This is a genomic window from Leucobacter weissii, from assembly GCF_017565745.1.
GTDB classification, from domain to species: Bacteria; Actinomycetota; Actinomycetes; order Actinomycetales; family Microbacteriaceae; genus Leucobacter; species Leucobacter weissii.
On the sequence record NZ_JAGDYM010000003.1, the window covers coordinates 256,190 to 274,987 of the forward strand.

An 18,798-nucleotide genomic window follows, 5' to 3' on the forward strand; every position below is an offset into this window, starting at 1 on the left:
GGGCCTCGACGGGCCCTACAGCTCGAGCGGGATCGCCTTCAGCTGCTGGATCCTGAGGCCGATCGTCTTCGCGAGCGCGGGCAGATCCTCAGCCCCGTGCCGGCGGGCGGCGTCAGAGACGATCGCGGCGCAGGCCTCGGCGTCGGCGAGCGCCTCGTGGTGGGCGAAGGCGCCGAAGCCGGCGGCCTCGGCCGCGAGGGGCAGCCGGTGCGAGGGGATGTCGTAGGTCTTGCGCGACACCTGCACGCTGCACAGGTAGCGCAGCTTCGGGGTCGGCGTGATCGTGGCGGCGCAGGCGGCGCGGATCACGCCCATGTCGAAGCCGGCGTTGTGCGCGACGGCGATGTCGTCGCCGATGAAGTCGCGCAGGGCGTCCAGCTGGCCGCCCCAGTCCTCGGCCTCCTCCACCATCTCCGGCGTGATCCCGTGGATCTTGATGTTGAAGGGCAGGAACTCGGCGTGCTCGGCGGGCGGGCGGATCAGCCAGCTCGCGCGCGCGACGGCGCGCCCGTCGCGGACCCGGACCAGGCCCACCGCGCAGGCCGAGGCGGCGTTGCTGTTGGCGGTCTCGAAATCGATCGCGGTGAAATCCACGGGCATCCCTCTACTCTGGCACAGACCTCCCACACCATCGCTCTGTTCCCTCCCGCTCCCCCTCTCGCTCCTCCGTTCCGCTCCCCGATCCCCGCGAAAGGACCCGAACCGCCCTTTCAGCCTCCCCCAAAGGGCAAGAAGAGACCGATCGCGCCGGCCTCCCGCCCCCGGCCGCGCGGCGGGCGGCCCGTCGCGTCCGCGACCCGGGCGCAACCGCGCGGGAGGGACACCGACCCCGGTAGACTCGTCACCCGTGGCTCTAACAATCGGAATCGTAGGTCTGCCCAACGTCGGCAAGTCCACCCTCTTCAACGCGCTCACCCGCAACGACGCGCTCGCGGCGAACTACCCGTTCGCGACCATCGAGCCGAACGTGGGCGTGGTGAACCTGCCCGACCCGCGCCTGGAGAGACTGGCACAGATCTTCGGCAGCGAGCGGATCCTGCCCGCCCCCGTCAGCTTCGTCGACATCGCGGGCATCGTGCGCGGCGCGAGCGAGGGCGAAGGGCTCGGCAACCAGTTCCTCGCCAACATCCGCGAGGCCGATGCCATCGCGCAGGTGGTGCGCGGCTTCAGCGATCCCGACGTCGTGCACGTCGACGGGGCCGTGAACCCCGCGGGCGACATGGAGACGATCAACACCGAGCTCATCCTCGCCGACCTGCAGACGCTCGAGAAGGCGCTCGTGCGCTATGAGAAGGAGCTGAAGTCGAAGAAGATCGACTCGGCCGTGGTCGATGCGGCACGGGCCGCCGTCGACGCGCTGAACGCGGGGACGCCGCTCTCGCAGACGGGGATCGACCTCGAACCGATCCGCGAGCTCGGGCTGCTGACCGCGAAGCCCTTCCTCTACGTGTTCAACGTGGACGAGGGGGTGCTGCAGGATCCTGCCCGCCTGGACGAGCTGGCGGCGCTCGTCGCGCCGGCCAAGGCGATCTTCCTCGACGCGAAGCTCGAGAGCGAGCTCGTGGAGCTCGACGACGAGGATGCCGCGGAGCTGCTGGCCTCGATCGGCCAGGAGGAGAGCGGCCTGGATCAGCTGGCGCGCGTGGGCTTCGAGACCCTCGGGCTGCAGACCTATCTCACGGCCGGGCCCAAGGAGGCGCGGGCCTGGACGATTCCGCGCGGCGCGACGGCGCCGCAGGCCGCCGGCGTGATCCACACCGATTTCGAGAAGGGCTTCATCAAGGGCGAGATCATCTCCTTCGACGATCTGGTCGAGGCGGGGTCGGTCGCCGAGGCCCGCTCGAAGGGCAAGGCCCGCATGGAGGGTAAGGACTACGTGATGCAGGACGGCGACGTCTGCGAGTGGCGCTTCAACGTGTAGCACCGGCGGTGGCGAGCGGGGCGGCCTCCGGCCGGTGGCGAATCCGGGAGCACGGTCCTGCTCGGACGGGGCGGGTAGGCTTGTGCCGTGGCACTCTTCCATCGCACGCCGAAGCCTTCGACTCTCCGTGCGGAGATCCCTCTCGCCCGGCCGATGTCGCCCGGCGCCCGTCATGAGCACGAGGCCGGGATACTCCCGGCCCGCTGACACCGGTCCCATGACGCTGGAACGCTCGACCGGGCGCCTCGAAGGCGAGCTCGGCTATCGTCTGCCCGACGCCGACGCCGACGCCGACGCCGAGCTGGCGCGGATCCGCAACGGCGGCGCGATCGAGCGACGCTGCTATCCGGTCGACGGCGCGCCCGACGGGATCGGGGCGGTCGAGGTCAGCGGGTATCGATTCGCGGAGGAAGACGCCGCGCGGGTGGGCGCGACGTTGCGAGATCTGCATGCTTGAGTGCCTCTTCAGCCAGGCGACCTGGTCGATCACCAGGACCGTGCAGCGCCGCGACTGGAGGCGCGAGGTGCGGAGGGGCGTCTTCCCCTGCGGCGTCCGGGTGCTCTCGGGCCGTCAGACCGGTTTCGCCACCCGTGAGTGGCGCACCGGCATGTGGCGGATCGATCCGAAGCTCCTGACCTTCGAAGGCGCGAGCGCCGGGGAGCGGCCGCTGAGCTTCGAGACGGCGGAGATCGACGTGCTCGAGCTCGTCCCCGGCTCTCGCCGTGACGCGAAGTCGGCGGAGGAGCTCGGTCTCTACGAGGCGACCGTGGTCCGGCGGATCCGCACCGAGACCGCCGAACTCGAGTGGTCGACGCCCGCCATGTTCGCCGCGGCGGCGATCCGCGCCCTGCACGCACGCGCGTGAGGTCGACGCCTCCGGAAGAGTCGCACGGGACCGACTCGCCGCGGGTGGTCCTCGCGGAGACCGCCGCGTAGGCTCGCTAGGCAGGGCGCATCCTCGTCACCGCCCGTCCCCGCACCAGTCAAGGAGCACCGTCATGACCCCAGCCTCCCCGCAGCGCGCGGAGAACGAGCCGCCCGCCGAGATCGATCTCAACCCGGTCTTCGTGCGGCCGGGCGAGGCCAGTCAGCTCCCCAGGTTCGTGATGCCCGAGCGGCAGATGTCGCCGAGCACCGCGTATCAGATCGTCCACGACGAGGCGATGCTCGACGGCAACTCGCGGCTGAACCTCGCGACGTTCGTGTCCACGTGGATGGACGACGAGGCGCAGCGCCTCTACGCGGAGACCGCCGACAAGAACATGATCGACAAGGACGAGTATCCGGCTACCGCCGAGATCGAGGAGCGCTGCTGGCGGATACTCGCGGATCTCTGGCACGTCCCCGATCCGGGGAACACCATCGGCACCTCCACGATCGGGTCGTCCGAGGCGTGCATGCTGGGCGGGCTCGCGCTCAAGCGGCTGTGGCAGGAGAGGCGCTCGGCCGAGGGGGCGCCGACCGGCACGCCCAATCTGGTGATGTCCGCCGGCGTGCAGGTCGTCTGGGAGAAGTTCTGCAACTACTGGGATGTCGAGCCGAGGTACGTGCCGGTGACGCTCGATCGCCTGGTGCTCGACGGGCACGGGCTCGAGCAGTACGTCGACGAGAACACCATCGGCGTCGTGGCGATCCTCGGTCAGACGTACACCGGCCTGTACGACCCGGTGAAGCAGATCTCGGAGGAACTGGACGGGATCCAGCAGCGCACCGGGCTCGACATCAGGATCCATGTCGACGGCGCCTCCGGCGCCATGGTGGCCCCGTTCTGCCAGCCGGAGCTCGAGTGGGATTTCGGCGTGGCGCGGGTGAACTCCATCAGCACCTCGGGCCACAAGTACGGCCTCGTCTATCCGGGCGTGGGGTGGGTCGTCTGGCGCGACCGCGAGGCGCTCCCCGAGAGCCTGATCTTCCACGTCAGCTATCTCGGCGGCGACATGCCGACGCTGGCCCTGAACTTCTCGCGGCCCGGGGCCCAGGTCCTGCTGCAGTACTACCAGTTCCTGCGGCTGGGGCGCGAGGGCTACGGCCTGGTGCAGCGGAACTCCCTCGAGGTGGCGCAGTTCCTCTCCTCGGCGATCGCAGGGCTGGGGCCCTTCGAGCTCATCAGCAGGGGAGACACCATCCCCGTGTTCGCCTGGAGGCTGAAGCCCGGGCACACGCGGAACTGGGAGCTGTACGACCTCGCCGACCGACTGCGCATGCGCGGCTGGCTCGTTCCCGCGTATCCGATGCCGGAGAGCATCACCGATCTCGTGGTGCAGCGCATCGTCGTGCGCGCCGGACTGAGCCGGGACCTCGCGGGGCAGCTGCTCGGCGTCATCGAGGAGGAGGTCGCCTTCCTCGATTCGCTCGATGCGCCGCTGCCGCGGGCTGCGCGAGGCGCCGGCTTCGCGCACTGAGGAGAACCCGGGGCCGGGATCCCGAACGGGGCTGTCGCCCTCGACGACGCTGCGTCATACTGGAGCTGTCGTGGTCGCAGCGCCGCCGACGCCTCGAATCCTCAGCGCAGAAGGAGCCTCGCATGCCGTCAACACTCGCCACCTACTTCGCGTTCCCCGGCAACACCGCGGAGGTGCTGGAGCACTGGCATTCCGTCCTCGGAGGGGAACTCGAGATCGTCCGCTACTCGGACATGCCGCTCGAGGGACTGCCCTTCGAACCGGACCCGAACGCCGTGGCACACGCGACGCTCAAACTGCCCGCCGGCGAGATCGCCGGCAGCGATGTCGTTGACGACAAGGAGTACCCCCTCAGGGACACCGCGTACTCCCTGCTCTACACCGCCGAGACCCCGGACGAGGCGCGCGAGCTGTTCCAGGGGCTGCTCGACGGGGGAGGGACCGTGGGGATGCCGCTCGAGATCGCGCCCTGGGGCGATCTCTACGGGCAGGTCTTCGACCGCTTCGGCGTCATGTGGGCATTCTCCTACGAGAATGCGTGATCTCTGACTATTCCCTGGTACGCATCGACCGTGTAACCTGTAGCTGAAGTTGAGGCTTTGTGCAGGGCTCGGTGATGCGGAGGGGGAGACCTGGTGAAGCGAGTGCTCGGCTTGGCCGTCACCACGATGCTGGTGCTGGCGTGTGGATCGTCGGCGGTGTTCGACGGCCCCGCTCCGGCCAGTGCGGCCTCCGCCGCCCTCGTCCGGAAATCCGCTTCGAAGGCGGATATCGCCCAGGTGCGCGCCGACATCCTGAAGCTCACCAACAAGCGTCGCTCCGACGCGAAGCTGAAACCGCTGAAGGCCAGCAAGAAGGTTCAGACGGTGGCGCAGAACTGGTCGGCGGTGCAGGCCCGCAAGAAGAAGATGCACCACAACCCGAACGGCTCGAAGCAGATCCCCAAGGGCTGGCGGAAGTACGGCGAGAACGTCGCCGCCGGTCATGCCTCCGCGCGCTCGGTCGTCTCCGCCTGGCACGGCTCGGAGGGTCACCGCAAGAACATGCTGGGGGATTTCACGCATATCGGGGTCGGGCTCGCCTACTCCGAGGACGGCGTCCCGTATTACACGCAGGTGTTCGGGAAGTACCCCAAAGGGGTGCCGGGGGAGCGGTCGCGTGCGAAGTTCAAGAAGACGTCCAGGCCGAAGATCTCGGGCGTCAGGAAGACGGGCAGGGTCCTGACGGCCAAGCGCGGGACCTGGAAGCCCGGCGGCGCCAAGTTCAGCTATCGATGGCTGCGGAACGGCAAGAATATCGCGGGCGCGACGAAGGCGAAGTACCGTCTCACCTCCGCGGACAAGAACAAGAGGATCCGAGTCAAGGTCACCGGCAAGAAGTCGGGGGTCAAGACGACCTCGAGAACCTCGACGGCGACCGCGAGGATCAGGTGACGGAGGAGGCGGCATGACCGAGCCGGTGAAGGGGCCGAGATCGTATTTCCCCGCGATCGAGGCGAAGTACGGGCGGACCATCGACGAGTGGATCGCCGAGTTGCGACCGCTCGCGGGAGAGAAGCACATGGAGCAGGTCGCCCATCTCAAGGAGCTCGGCATGGGCCACGGGCACGCGAACGCCCTCGTCCACGTGTTCCGGTCCGAGCGCGATGGGGCCTGAGGTCCAGCCTCCCGTCGCTCTGGCAGACGGCGGCATCGAGACGGCGCTCATCGACCGGCTCGGTCAGGAGCTGCCCGAGTTCGCCGCCTTCGCGCTGCTCGACACCGCGCCGGGGCGGCTGGCCCTGCGCGAGTACTACCTTCCCTTTCTGGAGATCGCGGCCCGCGAGAGGCGCCCGATCGTCCTCGATACGCCGACCTGGCGAGCCAACCCGGACTGGGTGCGCCGGCTCGGCTACGCCCCCGGTCGCGTCGAGAGCGCCAACCGGGAGGCGGTTCGGCTGCTGCAGGACCTGATCGTCGAACGCGGGATCGTTTCCGACTCCGTCGTCAATGGCTGCGTCGGGCCGCGCTACGACGACTTCGACGCCGCGCAGCGGGCCGACCCCGCCGCGTGGCAGGCGTACCACAGCCGGCAGATCTCGGCCCTCGCCGAGGCCGGGGCGGACCGGATCACCTCGGTGACGACGCTGGACGCCGCCGAGGGGATCGGGGTCGTCCGCGCCGCCGTCGAGCACGGCCTCCCCGCGGCGGTCTCCTTCACCGTGGATGCGGACGGCAGACTGGCGGACGGCACGGAGCTCATCGACGGCATCGCCGCCGTCGATGAGGCGACGGACGGCGCCGCACTCGGGTTCCTGGTCAACTGCGCGCACGCCGTCGAGGTGCGGACCGCCGCGACGGAGGGCTCGGACGCCCGCCGAGCCGCGAACCTCCTGGCCCGGATCATCGGCCTGCGATTGAACGCGGCCCGGCGCGGCGACGACGGACCGGGAGATCCTCCCGGCGAGTTCGCCCGCCGCGTGGTCGCATTGACCGGGCAGCTGCCGTCCGTGCGGCTGCTGGGCGGCTGCTGCGGCACCGATGCGCCGCACATCGCGGCGCTCGCGCGTGAGCTGGCGGCCGAGGAGACCTCCGAGCGCTGAGAATGTAGTCTGTCAGGATGAACGATGATGAGCTGCGCGAGTTCCTCGAGTCCGCGACCATCGGGGGCGACGAGCCCGAGGAGGACGAGACGCAGGATCCCGCACCCGGTCCGGCGGCGCCCGCGGTCGGTGCGAATCCGGCTCCGTACGGCCAGCCCGTCGCCGCTCCGCCCGCGCATCAGGGTGGCGCGCAGCCGAGCTTCGAGGAGGTCATCGGCGCGGGTCACGATCCCGGATCGCCCGAGGTCACGCCGCTGATCCTTCCCGGCCCTCCGCCGTCGGCCCGAGCGGCCCGACGGCAGTCGGCTCCGCGCACCGCGCAGCCCGCGGCCCCGGTGCCGGAACAGGCGCCGGCCGTGCCCACGGCCCCCTTCCCCCGACAGCCGGACGCAGCGCAGGCGGCGCCGTTCGTCGCCCCGTCGACCCAGGAGCTGCCCGCGGCGCTCGGCTTCGGGCCCTCCGCCGAACCCGCGCGGCCGACCGACTACGAGCCCGTCTCCGCGACCGGGCAGGAGCGGAGACGATCCCGCCTGATGCCCTGGATCGTCACCGGCGTCGGCGCGGCGGTGGTGCTCGTCGCCGCCGTGCTCATCGTTCTCGCGATCCGGGGGAACGGGGCGGACCCGGCCCCGACGACGGCTCCGACCACGCCGCCGGTGACCCCGACGGCGCCGGCGGAGGATCCGACGCCCGAACCCGAGCCGGAACCCGACGACGACGCCGACGAGGCCCCCGAGGTCGAGGTCGGCCAGACCGGCAACTTTCCGATCCCCGACTGGGGCGTGAACGGTCAGATCTCCGAGAAGTTCGGATGGCCGCAGTTCCGCTTCGAGGGCGCCGACAACGAGACCCTCATCCTCCTCGGCGGCACCCTGCTGCCGCAGTTCCCCGATTCCTGCGCGGAGATGCGGGAGGGCTTCGGCCTCACCAGGGACGCAGAGGGAGAGATCGAGGTGCATCGCCCCGCGGAGACGTGCGCCGAGGCGCCGGAACTCTACAACGAGGTGTGGGGGCTCGTCGCCGCGACCGTGCCGACCTTCGAGTAGGGGCCGGTTCAGGCGGCGAGCGCGAAGAGCGCCGGCCACCAGGCGACGGCCAGCGGGTAGCCGACGAAACTCACGATGTCGAGCACCCAGTGCGCGACGATGAGCGGGAGCGAGCGTCCCCAGCGGCGGTAGGCCCAGCCGAAGACGAGCCCCATCACCACGTTGCCGATGAAGCCCCCGAACCCCTGGTAGAGGTGGTAGCTGCCGCGCAGCAGCGCGCTCGAGACGATCGTGGCGACGGGGCCCACGCCGAGCCGCCGCAGCCGCTCGAAGAGGTAGGCGACCACGATCAGCTCCTCGCCGAGTGCGGCGCGGAGCGCGCTCAGCACCAGCACGGGCACCGTCCACCAGGCGGCGTCCAGCGCGGTCGGCACGACGGTGGTGTTGATCCCGATCGCCCGGGCGAGCACGTAGAAGCCCAGTCCCGGAATGCCGATCGCGGCGGCGAGCAGCAGACCGCCGCCCGCCTCGCGGATCCACCCCCCGCCTCCGGATCCCGGGCGACCGCCCAGCCCGAGCCCCGCGAGGTGCGGGCGGCTCCTCTGCCAGAGCAGATAGGCGACCAGCGCCACCGGGGCGAGCCCGAAGGCGATGCCGAGCAGCTGGTAGACCAGGTCGAAGCCCGCGCGTTCGTTGAGCGAGCGGTTGATGGTCGCGGTCTGCTCGGAGAGCGCGGTCTCGCGGGTGACGCGGTCGACGATCGCGACGACGGCGTAGACGCCCGAGGCCCCGTAGGAGAGGGCGAGCACGATCCCGATCTCCCAGCGCAGGCGGAGCGCCTCGGGGCGGCTCAGGGTCGCGGACGGGCGATGCGGCACGGGGGGTGATGGACTCACCCGCTCAGCGTAGCGCCAAGCGGCCGATCGCATGGCGGACGGGACGCGGTTCGGCGAGTGGGTCCGGTCTCCGCCGTCGAACAGGGTCCCACTCGTCGAACGCGGTCCCAGTGGGAGCGGAACCCCGGATCGCCGACCGGGGGAGTCCGGGATCCCGGACAGCGGCGCTCTCGGCGGCGTTGCCGCACCGCGGGGCGCGCGATGGGATGGAGGCATCCGCGACCCCGCATCGAAAGGACCCGCCATGGCACTCCCCGGCGCACGCAGCGCCCGCACTGAGCCTGGTCGGAGTATCCGCGCCCCGCGCGGCACCGACCTCACCGCGAAGAGCTGGCAGACCGAGGCCCCGCTGCGCATGCTCATGAACAACCTCGATCCGGAGGTCGCGGAGCACCCCGAGGATCTCGTCGTCTACGGCGGCACCGGCCGTGCGGCGCGGGACTGGGCGGCCTACGACGCGATCGTCGAGACGCTGCGCGATCTCGAGGAGGACGAGACGCTGCTCGTGCAGTCGGGCAAACCGGTCGGCGTCTTCCGCACCAGCGTGTGGGCGCCGCGCGTGCTGATCGCCAACTCCAACCTCGTCGGCGACTGGGCGAACTGGCCCGAGTTCCGCAGGCTCGAGGCGGAGGGCCTCATCATGTACGGGCAGATGACCGCGGGATCCTGGATCTACATCGGCACCCAGGGCATCCTCCAGGGCACCTTCGAGACCTTCGCCGCGGTCGGGCGGAAGCTCGCGGCGCGCGGCGGGGATGCCGCGGAGGCGGGGGATGCCGCGGCGCTGGCCGGAACGCTCACCCTGACCGGCGGGTGCGGCGGCATGGGGGGCGCGCAGCCGCTCGCGGTCACGCTGAACGGCGGCGCCTGCCTGATCGTCGACGTCGACGAGAGCCGCCTCCGGCGGCGGGTGGGCAAGCGCTACCTCGACGAGGTGGCCGAGGATCTGGACCGGGCGCTCGCCGCCGTGCAGCGGGCGAAGGACGAGCGGCGCGGCTGGTCGGTCGGACTCGTCGGCAACGCCGCCGAGGTGTTCCCCGAGATCCTGCGCCGCCACCGCGCGGGGGAGATCACGGTCGACATCGTGACCGACCAGACCTCCGCGCACGATCCGCTGAGCTATCTGCCGGTCGGCACCGCCGTCGAGGAGTGGCGGGAGCGCGCCGCCGCGGATCCCGAGGGCTTCACGCGCGACGCCCGTGCCTCGATGGCCGCGCAGGTGCGGGCGATGGTGGAGTTCCAGGACGCCGGCGCCGAGGTCTTCGACTACGGCAACTCGATCCGCGACGAGGCCCGGCTCGGCGGCTACGATCGGGCCTTCGCGTTCCCCGGCTTCGTGCCGGCGTACATCCGTCCGCTGTTCTGCGAGGGGCTGGGCCCGTTCCGCTGGGCGGCGCTCTCGGGCGACCCCGAGGACATCCGCGTGACCGACGAGGCGATCCTCGAGCTGTTCCCGGAGAACGAGCACCTGCGCCGCTGGATCCGCGCGGCGCAGGACCGCGTGGAGTTCGAGGGCCTGCCCGCCCGCATCTGCTGGCTGGGCTACGGCGAGCGGGCACGGGCGGCGGTGCGCTTCAACGAGCTCGTCGCCGCGGGCCGGATCTCGGCCCCGCTCGTGATCGGGCGGGACCACCTCGACTCCGGCTCGGTCGCCTCCCCCTACCGGGAGACCGAGGCGATGGCCGACGGTTCGGACGCCATCGCCGACTGGCCGCTGCTGAACGCGCTCACCGCCGCATCCTCGGGGGCGACCTGGGTGTCACTGCATCACGGCGGCGGCGTCGGTATCGGACGCTCCATCCACGCGGGGCAGGTCTCGGTCGCCGACGGCACCCCGCTCGCGGCCGAGAAGCTGCAGCGCCTGCTGACGAACGACCCCGGCATGGGCGTGATCCGGCACGTCGACGCGGGCTACCGGCGCGCCGCCGACGTCGCCGCGGAGCGCGGAGTGCGGGTGCCGATGGAGCCCGTGCTCCGCGACTGAGCCGGTTCCGTGCCCGGATCCCGTCCCGTACCCTGAGCTTGTCGAAGGGCGCGGGGTCCGTTGACGGGTGGTCGGTCGTGGGACTCGACTCGCCCTTCGACAAGCTCAGGGACCGCCTATTCGTGAGGAGACGAACATGAAGAGCCTGCTGATCGACGGCATCGCCGAACTCACGACGAACGACGAGGCGAACGGCGGACGGCTGCGCGACGCCGCCGTCGTGATCGAGGGCGACCGGATCGCCTGGGTGGGTTCGGGCTCGGCGGCGCCCGAGGCCGACGAACGGTTCGACGCCGCGGGGCGCGCGATCCTCCCCGGCTGGGTGGACTCGCACACCCACCTGGTGTTCGGGGGAGACCGGACCGCCGAGTTCGAGGCGCGCATGGCCGGAGAAGCGTATGCTGCGGGCGGCATCAACGTGACGGTCGAGGCCACGCGCGCGGCGAGCGACGCGCAGCTCGAGGCCAACCTGGCGCGTCTCGTCTCCGAGGCGGTGCGCGGCGGCACCACCGCGATCGAGACCAAGACCGGCTACGGGCTCACCGTCGCGGACGAACTGCGCTCGGCACGGATCGCAGCGAGGCACGTCGAGGCCGTCACATTCCTCGGTGCGCATGTGACGCCCGGGGGGACGGATCCCGACGCCTATCTCGAACTCGTCACCGGCCCGATGCTCGACGCCGTCGCCCCGCACGCGAGCGCGGTCGACGTGTTCTGCGAGACCGGGGCCTTCGACGAGGCGGCCTCGCGGCGCGTGCTCGAGGCCGCCGCCGCGCGGGGCCTCGCGACGCGCGTGCACGGCAACCAGCTCGGCCACGGACCGGGCGTGCGGCTCGCCGTCGAGCACGGCGCCCTGAGCGTCGACCACCTCGGCTTCCTCGACGACGCCGACGTCGAGGCGCTCGCCCGCTCCTGGGATGCAGGCCCCCGGGGTGCCGTCGCCGACAGCGCCCATGGTCGCGGCTCCGGCGCCCGCGGCACCGTCGCCACGGTGCTGCCGGCCTGCGACCTCTCCACGCGCATGCCGCTCGCGCCCGCGCGACGCCTGATCGACGCCGGAGCGGTGGTGGCGATCGCATCGAACTGCAACCCCGGCACCTCGTACACGAGCTCGATGGGCTTCTGCGTGGCCACCGCGGTGCTGCAGATGGGGCTCACCGTCGCCGAGGCGGTGCGCGCGGCCACGCTCGGCGGTGCCGTCGCCCTGGGGACGGACCGCGACGGATGGACGGATCCGCGGGGCGCGCAGCAGCCCGCACTCGGGGCGGTCAGGCCCGGCGCCCGAGCCGATCTGCAGATGCTCGAGGCGCCCTCCGCGACCCATCTCGCCTATCGGCCGGGCATGCTGCTCACGGCGGCCGTCTGGAAGGCGGGCGCGCGCGTGGTCTGAGCGGTCCGCGCCCGCGGACTCGCGCGGCGGAACGCTCCGGCGCGGGCGTCTGGCAGTCACATTTCGCCATCTTCTCGCGCATGCGGGGCGGACGACCTAGCGTGATGAAATGACCGCGAGCACCCCGAACGACGACGCAGCCCGTGCCCCGGCGTCCCACTCGACGACCCGCGCCAAGCACCGCCCCCGGGGGCGCTCTCATGCGCCGAGCGTCCGGCTCGACGGCCATGCGCTGCCGGAGCGCCTCACGAGACTCCGCGGCGGCACCTACTCCCCGACCGTCGGTCGGGCGAGGTTCGCCGACGGGGAGAGCGCGCTCGTCGACCTGATCCGGCTCACCCCCGACGTCGACGCGTACTCGCTCGAGCCGCACGGCATCAGCCCCACGCACGCGGCGCACTACCGGCCGCGCGCCTGGAGCAGCGCGCCGAGCGCCGGCATCCGCGGCGTCGAGCGGCAGATCATCTGGATCCTCACGCGGTCGTACCCCACGGTCGACGTCGCGACGCTCAGCGCCGCGCTGCGGGCGAAGGGTCATGAGATCGGCCGCGGCGACCTCCCCGAGCACGAGGCGATCGCCGCGACGCAGGCCGCGATCTGGCACTTCACGGATGGCCGGCGACTGCTCGAGGAGACCGAGGCCAATCCGGTCCGCCTCACCGCACGGGGCCGCAACGGCAGCCTGACCGCGGACCCGCTCTCCCTCGCCGGGCGGAGCTGGCGCGCGATGCCGTCGCCGGGGTCGCCGGCGCTGCTCGACGTCCGGATCACCGAGCACCCCGCCATCGACGCCTACGCCTTCGACCTCGCCGAGCGCCCCGACGACTCCCTCGCGTTCGCGCTCCAGTGCTCGCTGGACGGCGGCGGGACCTGGAGGGAGATCCCCTCCTCGGCGGTCGTCCCCGCCCGGCAGGGGCGCATGCGGGACGGTCGCTTCCACGTGGTGAAGGGGCTGGGCGCCGGAGCCACCATCGCGCACAGCGTCGCGGGGCGCAGCCTGGGCTATCCCGAGTACCGGGTCGTCGCGCGCAGCACCCGGGCGGGCGCCTTCGAACTGTCGGCACTGCGCTTCCGGCCGGTGGGTCAGAGCGGCGATGCGAACAGCGCCCGCGTGGTCGAGCTGTACCGCTATCTGGTCGCCGGTGCGAAGCGGTATGCGGACGCCGAGGACCGGTCCCGCCGGGAGGCGGTCGACGCGGATCACGGCCTCCACTACTCGGGCACGGTGCTGCTCGGCACGGACCCCGAGTCCTCGGCGCCCCTCACGACGCTCGGCCTGGTGACCGCCAGTCGGGCACGGCGGACGGCTTCCCGCCCCCCGGGCGGCGCGCTCGTCGCGGCGTGACGGAGCGGGCCGTCGACACACTTCGACACCCCGCGCAATCTGGCGCAACAGCGCTTGTCGGCGGGTCGCGTCGCTGACACAGTGGAGGTGCGAGCCCCGGCACGGAGCGGCCCGGGATCCCCACGCCGAGAACCGACCCTCGAAGGAGCCACCATGGCGAAGATCCAGACCGAATCCCAGGCGCTGGGAGATCTCGCCGCGAGGCAGCTCTCCAACGCGACCAAGACGCCGCCTCAGCTCGAGACGATCACCCCGCGCTGGCTGCTCCACCTGCTCGAGTGGGCTCCGGTCGAGGCCGGCATCTACCGGGTGAACCGGGTCCTGAACCCGGAGAGCGTCAGCATCGCGGTCGGGGAGGCCCGGCGAGGAGCCGGTGCCCCAGAGCTTCGTCGACTACGAGACCAACCCGCGCGAGCTCACGCTGCGCGCGATCTCCACCATCCTCGAGGTGCACACCCGGGTATCGGATCTCTACTCGAGCCCCCACGATCAGATCGCGCAGCAGCTGCGGCTCACGATCGAGTCGGTCAAGGAACGGCAGGAGGCGGAGCTGATCAGCCATCCGGAGTACGGACTGCTCTCGCAGGCCACGCCGAACCAGACCATCACCCCGCTCGGCAAGGGACCGACCCCCGACGACCTCGACAACCTCATCACGAAGGTGTGGAAGACCCCCAGCTTCTTCCTCCTGCACCCGCTCGCCTACGCGGCGTTCGGGCGCGAGGCGACCCGGCGCGGTGTGCCGCCGGTCACCGTGACGCTGTTCGGCTCGCAGTTCATCAGCTGGCGCGGCATCCCGATCATCCCGTCCGACAAGGTGCCGGTCGTGGACGGCGAGACCTCGATCCTCCTCGTGCGCACCGGCGAGAAGCGGCAGGGCGTCGTCGGGCTCTTCCAGCCCGGACTGGTGGGCGAGCAGTCGCCCGGACTCTCCGTGCGCTTCAACGGCATCAACCAGCAGGCCATCGCGTCCTACCTCGTCACCCTGTACTCGTCCCTCGCGGTCCTCGCCGACGACGCGCTCGCCGTGCTCCAGGGCGTTCGGGTCGATCAGTACCATGACTACCAGTAGCCCGGAGACCGCCGGCGGGGCGCGCGGCTTCGACCCCGGCGCCGAGGTTCCGCTCGACGCCGCTCGCCTGAGCGCACTCGCGACCCGGCTCTACGCCGAGCTCAGCGGCGTCACGGCGGCCGTTCCGCGCCCGCCGGACACGGTGCCGCGGCCAGATCCCGCGACGGTCTCCGGGACCGGTCCGGCGCCGTTCGATCCGCCCGCCTGGCCCGGCGAACCGTTCGGCATCGGCGCGCTCCCCGTGCCGGACGTCTCGGCGCTGCTGCTGGATGCCGGTGCGGGGCACCCGAGCTGGCAGCCGACCGAGCCGGATCCCTTCGCGCTCGGCGATGTGCCCGGACCCGGCATCGCGCCGCCGGTCGCGCCCCCGGTACCGGGAGAACGGCGCGAGGTGTTCGACGTCGCGTCGATCCGAGACGACTTCCCGATCCTGAGCGAGCGCGTGAACGGGCACCGGCTCGTCTGGCTCGACAACGCGGCGACCACCCAGAAGCCGCGCCAGGTGATCGATCGCATCTCCCATTTCTACCGGCACGAGAACTCGAACATCCACCGCGCCGCGCATGAGCTCGCCGCGCGCGCCACGGGCGCCTACGAGGACGCGCGCGAGACGGTGCGCCGTTTCATCGGAGCCGGGTCGACGGAGGAGATCGTCTTCCTGCGCGGCACCACCGAGGCCATCAACCTCGTGGCGCAATCGTGGGGCGGCGCTCACCTCGGTGCCGGCGACGAGATCGTCATCACCCACCTGGAGCACCACGCGAACATCGTGCCGTGGCAGCAGCTCGCGAAGCGCACGGGCGCCGTGCTGAGGGTGGCGCCCGTCGACGACACCGGCACCCTCGATCTCGCGGCGTTCGAGGCGCTGCTCGGACCGCGCACCCGGATCGTCTCCGCCACGCACGTCTCGAACGCCCTCGGCACGGTGAACCCGGTGCGGGAGATCGTCGAACTGGGCCACCGCCACGGGGCCCGGGTGCTGATCGACGCTGCGCAGTCGGTCCCGCACGTGCCGCTCGACGTGCGGCAGCTGGGGGCGGACTTCCTGGTGTTCTCGGGGCACAAGATCTTCGGCCCGACGGGGATCGGCGTGCTCTACGGCACGGAGGAGGCGCTGGCGGAGACGCCGCCGTGGCAGGGTGGCGGGAACATGATCGCCGACGTCACGCTGGAGCGGACGATCTTCAACGGCCCGCCGAACAGGTTCGAGGCGGGCACCGGCAACATCGCCGATGCGGTGGGGCTGGGCGAGGCTCTGCGCTACGTGGAGTCGATCGGGATCGAACGCATCGCCGGGCACGAGCACGAGCTGCTGGAGCATGCGACGCCGAGGCTGGCCGCCGTGCCCGGGGTGCGTCTCGTCGGGACCGCGCAGCACAAGGCCAGCGTGCTCTCGTTCGTCCTGAACGGCCATGACACGATCCGGGTCGGTCAGCGCCTGAACGAGTTCGGCATCGCCGTGCGCGCCGGGCATCACTGCGCGCAGCCGATCCTGCGCAGACTCGGTCTGGAGGCGACGGTGCGGCCGTCCTTCGCCTTCACCAACACCTTCGAGGAGGCCGACCGTCTCGTCGAGGCGGTCGAATGGATCGCGCGGCACCCCGAATAGCGCGCCTGCTCACACGGCGGCGGGTCTGCCGTGGATCCGCGCGGAGAGCGTCTCCGCCGTTTCGCGCACCGCCTCCGCGAGCGCTCGGAGCCGTTCGTCGGGCGCCCCGTCGCTCGCCGGATCCTCGTCGTCCGCATCTCGGTCGCCGAACGTCACCGCGACGGCGGCGACCGGCCAGGAGCGGTGGTCGAGCACCGGCACGGCCACCGAGGAGAAGCCGGGCGTGACCGAGCCCCGCTCGACGGCGAAGCCTCGCGTCGTCACGGTGTCGAGCACCGAGCGCAGCCGCGAATAGCGGTCGATGACGGGCTCCGCTCCGGCCGTCCCGCTCTCCGCTCCCCGATCGTGGCGGTGCACGAAGGCCGCGCGGTCGGGGAACAGCGCCCGCGCCTGAGCCCGCGGGAGCGCGGCGAGGATCGCCCGTCCGCTCGCGGTCAGCTGCATGGGCAGGCGCACGTTCACCTCGGTTACCAGGCTCGGCGCTCCGGGTGCGCGCTCTTCGATCACGTAGAGCACGTCGCGGCCGTGGGGCACGGCGAGATGCGCGCTCACGCGCAGCCGATCGACCAGCGCGGCCAGCAGCGGCCGGCCGATCCTCGAGAGGGGCTCCTGGCGTGCGTAGGCGAAGCTCAGCTCGGCGGCGGCGATTCCGAGACCGTAGCGGCGCTCCTCGGGCAGGTGCATCACGAAGCCGTGCTCCTGCAGCGCGGCGAGCAGGTGGTAGACGGTCGAGCGGGGCAGCCCGAGCTGCACGGCGATCATGTTCGCCGGCATCGGCCCGCGCGAGGCCGCCAGCAGACTGAGGATGCGCAGGGTCTGATCCGCCGCGGGCACCTTCGGACTGGTCATGGTTCGAAATCCTAGTGTTCCGCGCCGCAAGCCGCCGTGCAGGGATTGCGGCGGATCGCCGCGCACAGCGCCCATCGCGGCCCGGAGCGATCCGATCCCGCGGTCTCGGTCAGGCGAGCGGGCGGCCGAGGGCGGCCTCGGCGGCGTCGACCGCCGATCCCGAGACGACGAATTCGCGCGCCGCCTCGATCGCTGGGGAGAGGAAGGCGTCGGTGCCGGGCGGCGCGATCCGCGTGCGGAACAGCCGGTGCACGGCGGCGGTGGCGGGCGCCGGGTCGCCGGCCCCGGCCGCCGCGCGGAAGTCGAGGGCACGGGTGGAGGCCAGCAGCTCGATCGCGATGACCCTGCCGAGGCCGTCGAGGGCGCGGCGCAGCTTCCGGCCGGCGTGCCAGCCCATCGAGACGTGATCCTCCTGCATCGCCGAGGAGGGGATCGAATCGACCGAGGCGGGCGCGGCGAGACGCTTCAGCTCGGAGACGATGCCCGCGGCCGTGTACTGCGCGATCATCAGGCCGGAGTCGAGACCGGGGTCGGCCGCGAGGAACGGCGGCAGGCCGTGGTTGCGCGCGACGTCGAGGAAGCGGTCGACGCGGCGCTCCGAGATGCTGGCGAGGTCGGCGACCGCGATCGCGAGGAAGTCGAGGACGTAGGCGACCGGGGCGCCGTGGAAGTTGCCGTTCGATTCGACCCGTCCGTCGGGCAGCACGACCGGGTTGTCGATCGCCGAGCGCAGTTCGATGCGCGCCACGCGCTCCGCGTGGTCGGCCGTGTCGCGCGCGGCGCCGTGCACCTGCGGGGCGCAGCGCAGGGAGTACGCGTCCTGCACGCGTGTGAACTCGTCCTCCCGCGGGCGCGTGATGAGACCGGAATCCTCGAGGATCCGCGCGATGTTCGCGGCGGACGCGGACTGCCCCTCGTGCGGGCGCAGCGCTTGGAGCTCGGGCGCGAAGACCGCGTCGGTGCCCGTCAGCGCCTCCACGCTCGCGGCGGCGGCGAGATCCGCGGCCGTGAGAAGGGCCGACAGGTCGTGCAGGGCCAGGCAGAGCATGCCGAGCATCCCGTCGGTGCCGTTGATGAGCGCGAGCCCCTCCTTCTCGGCCAGCACGAGCGGCTCGATGCCGGCCGCCGCCAGCGCATCCGCCGCGCCGACCGGCGCCCCGTGCGGATCCGAGGCGACGCGGACGCCGCCCTCGCCGAGCAGTGCGAGCGCGCAGTGCGCGAGGGGGCTGAGGTCCCCCGAGCAGCCCAGGGAGCCGAACTCGTGCACCACGGGGGTGATGCCCGCGTTCAGCACCGCGGCGTAGGTCTCGGCGACCACGGGACGGACGCCGGTGCGACCGCTCGCGAGGGTGTTCAGGCGCAGCAGCATGAGCGCGCGGACGACCTCCCGCTCCACCTCGGGGCCCGAGCCCGCCGCGTGCGAGCGGATCAGGCTGCGCTGCAGCTGCAGCCGCTTCTCCGACGGGATCTGCACCTTGGCGAGCGCGCCGAACCCGGTCGAGACGCCGTAGTGGGGGCGGGCGTCGCCCGCCAGCTCCTCGATCATGCGGCGGCTGTGCGCGAGGCGCACGAGCGCGTCGGGTCCGAGTGCGACGCGCGCGCCGTCGCGCGCGACGGCGACGACGTCGGCGATGGTCAGGGGCGCGTCGCCGAGGAGGACGGTGCGGTCAGCGGTGCTCATGCCTCGATCTCAGCGCAGGGCGGGGGAGATGTCACCGTCGGGTCCGCCAGGAGTGTCCGGTATCCCGGACCATTGAGGGGT

Annotated in this window: 17 protein-coding genes and 1 pseudogene; 14 read left to right on the forward strand and 4 right to left on the reverse strand. The window is 71.9% G+C overall.

Features of this window, described 5'->3' with window-relative positions; genetic code table 11:
* Positions 1–15 precede the first annotated feature (15 nt).
* A complete protein-coding gene (locus J4H92_RS02025) occupies positions 16–600 on the reverse strand; it encodes an exonuclease domain-containing protein (RefSeq protein WP_208095385.1) in 585 nt (194 codons plus the stop codon).
* Between the two features lie 247 nt (positions 601–847).
* Here J4H92_RS02025 and ychF point away from each other — a divergent pair, with 247 nt between their 5' ends.
* The 9 genes from ychF (at position 848) to J4H92_RS02070 (ending at position 7,951) form a co-directional block, all read left to right on the forward strand.
* Positions 848–1,921 (forward strand): redox-regulated ATPase YchF, encoded by a 1,074-nt coding sequence (gene ychF, locus J4H92_RS02030; protein WP_208095387.1) that lies wholly within the window; start codon positions 848–850, stop codon positions 1,919–1,921.
* Positions 1,922–2,138: 217 nt separating this feature from the next.
* The gene (locus J4H92_RS02035; protein ID WP_208095389.1) at positions 2,139–2,378 is read left to right on the forward strand and encodes a hypothetical protein; all 240 of its coding nucleotides are present in this window, start codon (positions 2,139–2,141) and stop codon (positions 2,376–2,378) included.
* A complete protein-coding gene (locus J4H92_RS02040; protein WP_208095391.1) occupies positions 2,371–2,787 on the forward strand; it encodes a hypothetical protein in 417 nt (138 codons plus the stop codon). Before J4H92_RS02035 ends, J4H92_RS02040 begins: the two co-directional genes overlap by 8 nt.
* Positions 2,788–2,920: 133 nt before the next feature.
* On the forward strand, positions 2,921–4,324 hold the full coding sequence (gad, locus tag J4H92_RS02045; RefSeq protein ID WP_208095392.1) for a glutamate decarboxylase: 1,404 nt from the start codon (positions 2,921–2,923) through the stop codon (positions 4,322–4,324).
* A 122-nt stretch (positions 4,325–4,446) separates the two neighbouring features.
* Positions 4,447–4,866 (forward strand): VOC family protein, encoded by a 420-nt coding sequence (locus tag J4H92_RS02050; RefSeq protein ID WP_208095394.1) that lies wholly within the window; start codon positions 4,447–4,449, stop codon positions 4,864–4,866.
* 93 nt (positions 4,867–4,959) lie between these two features.
* The gene (locus tag J4H92_RS02055; protein WP_208095396.1) at positions 4,960–5,757 is read left to right on the forward strand and encodes a CAP domain-containing protein; all 798 of its coding nucleotides are present in this window, start codon (positions 4,960–4,962) and stop codon (positions 5,755–5,757) included.
* A gap of 13 nt (positions 5,758–5,770) precedes the next feature.
* Positions 5,771–5,980, forward strand: a complete 210-nt coding sequence (locus tag J4H92_RS02060) for a DUF4287 domain-containing protein (RefSeq protein ID WP_208095398.1) — start codon at positions 5,771–5,773, stop codon at positions 5,978–5,980.
* Positions 5,970–6,905: a homocysteine S-methyltransferase family protein gene (locus J4H92_RS02065; RefSeq protein ID WP_208095400.1), complete on the forward strand. Its 936-nt coding sequence runs from the start codon at positions 5,970–5,972 to the stop codon at positions 6,903–6,905. Before J4H92_RS02060 ends, J4H92_RS02065 begins: the two co-directional genes overlap by 11 nt.
* A gap of 17 nt (positions 6,906–6,922) precedes the next feature.
* Complete coding sequence (locus J4H92_RS02070) at positions 6,923–7,951, forward strand: hypothetical protein (RefSeq protein WP_208095402.1); 1,029 nt, start codon at positions 6,923–6,925, stop codon at positions 7,949–7,951.
* A gap of 8 nt (positions 7,952–7,959) precedes the next feature.
* On the opposite strand, the gene J4H92_RS02075 is transcribed toward J4H92_RS02070, so the two are convergent.
* Positions 7,960–8,787, reverse strand: coding sequence for a CPBP family intramembrane glutamic endopeptidase (locus tag J4H92_RS02075; RefSeq protein ID WP_341782970.1), 828 nt, complete (start codon positions 8,785–8,787; stop codon positions 7,960–7,962).
* 244 nt (positions 8,788–9,031) lie between these two features.
* Between J4H92_RS02075 and J4H92_RS02080 the strand changes: the two genes are divergently transcribed.
* From J4H92_RS02080 to J4H92_RS02100, 5 genes and pseudogenes are all read left to right on the forward strand, one after another.
* Complete coding sequence (locus J4H92_RS02080; protein WP_208095405.1) at positions 9,032–10,771, forward strand: urocanate hydratase; 1,740 nt, start codon at positions 9,032–9,034, stop codon at positions 10,769–10,771.
* 136 nt (positions 10,772–10,907) lie between these two features.
* A complete protein-coding gene (locus J4H92_RS02085) occupies positions 10,908–12,161 on the forward strand; it encodes an amidohydrolase family protein (protein WP_208095407.1) in 1,254 nt (417 codons plus the stop codon).
* A gap of 109 nt (positions 12,162–12,270) precedes the next feature.
* Complete coding sequence (locus tag J4H92_RS02090) at positions 12,271–13,506, forward strand: thioester domain-containing protein (protein WP_208095409.1); 1,236 nt, start codon at positions 12,271–12,273, stop codon at positions 13,504–13,506.
* A 358-nt stretch (positions 13,507–13,864) separates the two neighbouring features.
* Positions 13,865–14,578: pseudogene (locus J4H92_RS02095) on the forward strand (family 2A encapsulin nanocompartment shell protein); the annotation flags it as partial.
* Positions 14,565–16,187 (forward strand): family 2A encapsulin nanocompartment cargo protein cysteine desulfurase, encoded by a 1,623-nt coding sequence (locus J4H92_RS02100; RefSeq protein ID WP_208095411.1) that lies wholly within the window; start codon positions 14,565–14,567, stop codon positions 16,185–16,187. The pseudogene J4H92_RS02095 and the gene J4H92_RS02100, both read left to right, overlap by 14 nt.
* Before the next feature lie 9 nt (positions 16,188–16,196).
* Here the strand turns inward: J4H92_RS02100 and J4H92_RS02105 are convergent, their stop codons facing one another.
* Positions 16,197–17,036 (reverse strand): IclR family transcriptional regulator, encoded by an 840-nt coding sequence (locus J4H92_RS02105; protein ID WP_208095413.1) that lies wholly within the window; start codon positions 17,034–17,036, stop codon positions 16,197–16,199.
* A gap of 109 nt (positions 17,037–17,145) precedes the next feature.
* Positions 17,146–18,717 (reverse strand): histidine ammonia-lyase, encoded by a 1,572-nt coding sequence (gene hutH / locus J4H92_RS02110; protein WP_208095415.1) that lies wholly within the window; start codon positions 18,715–18,717, stop codon positions 17,146–17,148.
* Positions 18,718–18,798 lie beyond the last annotated feature (81 nt).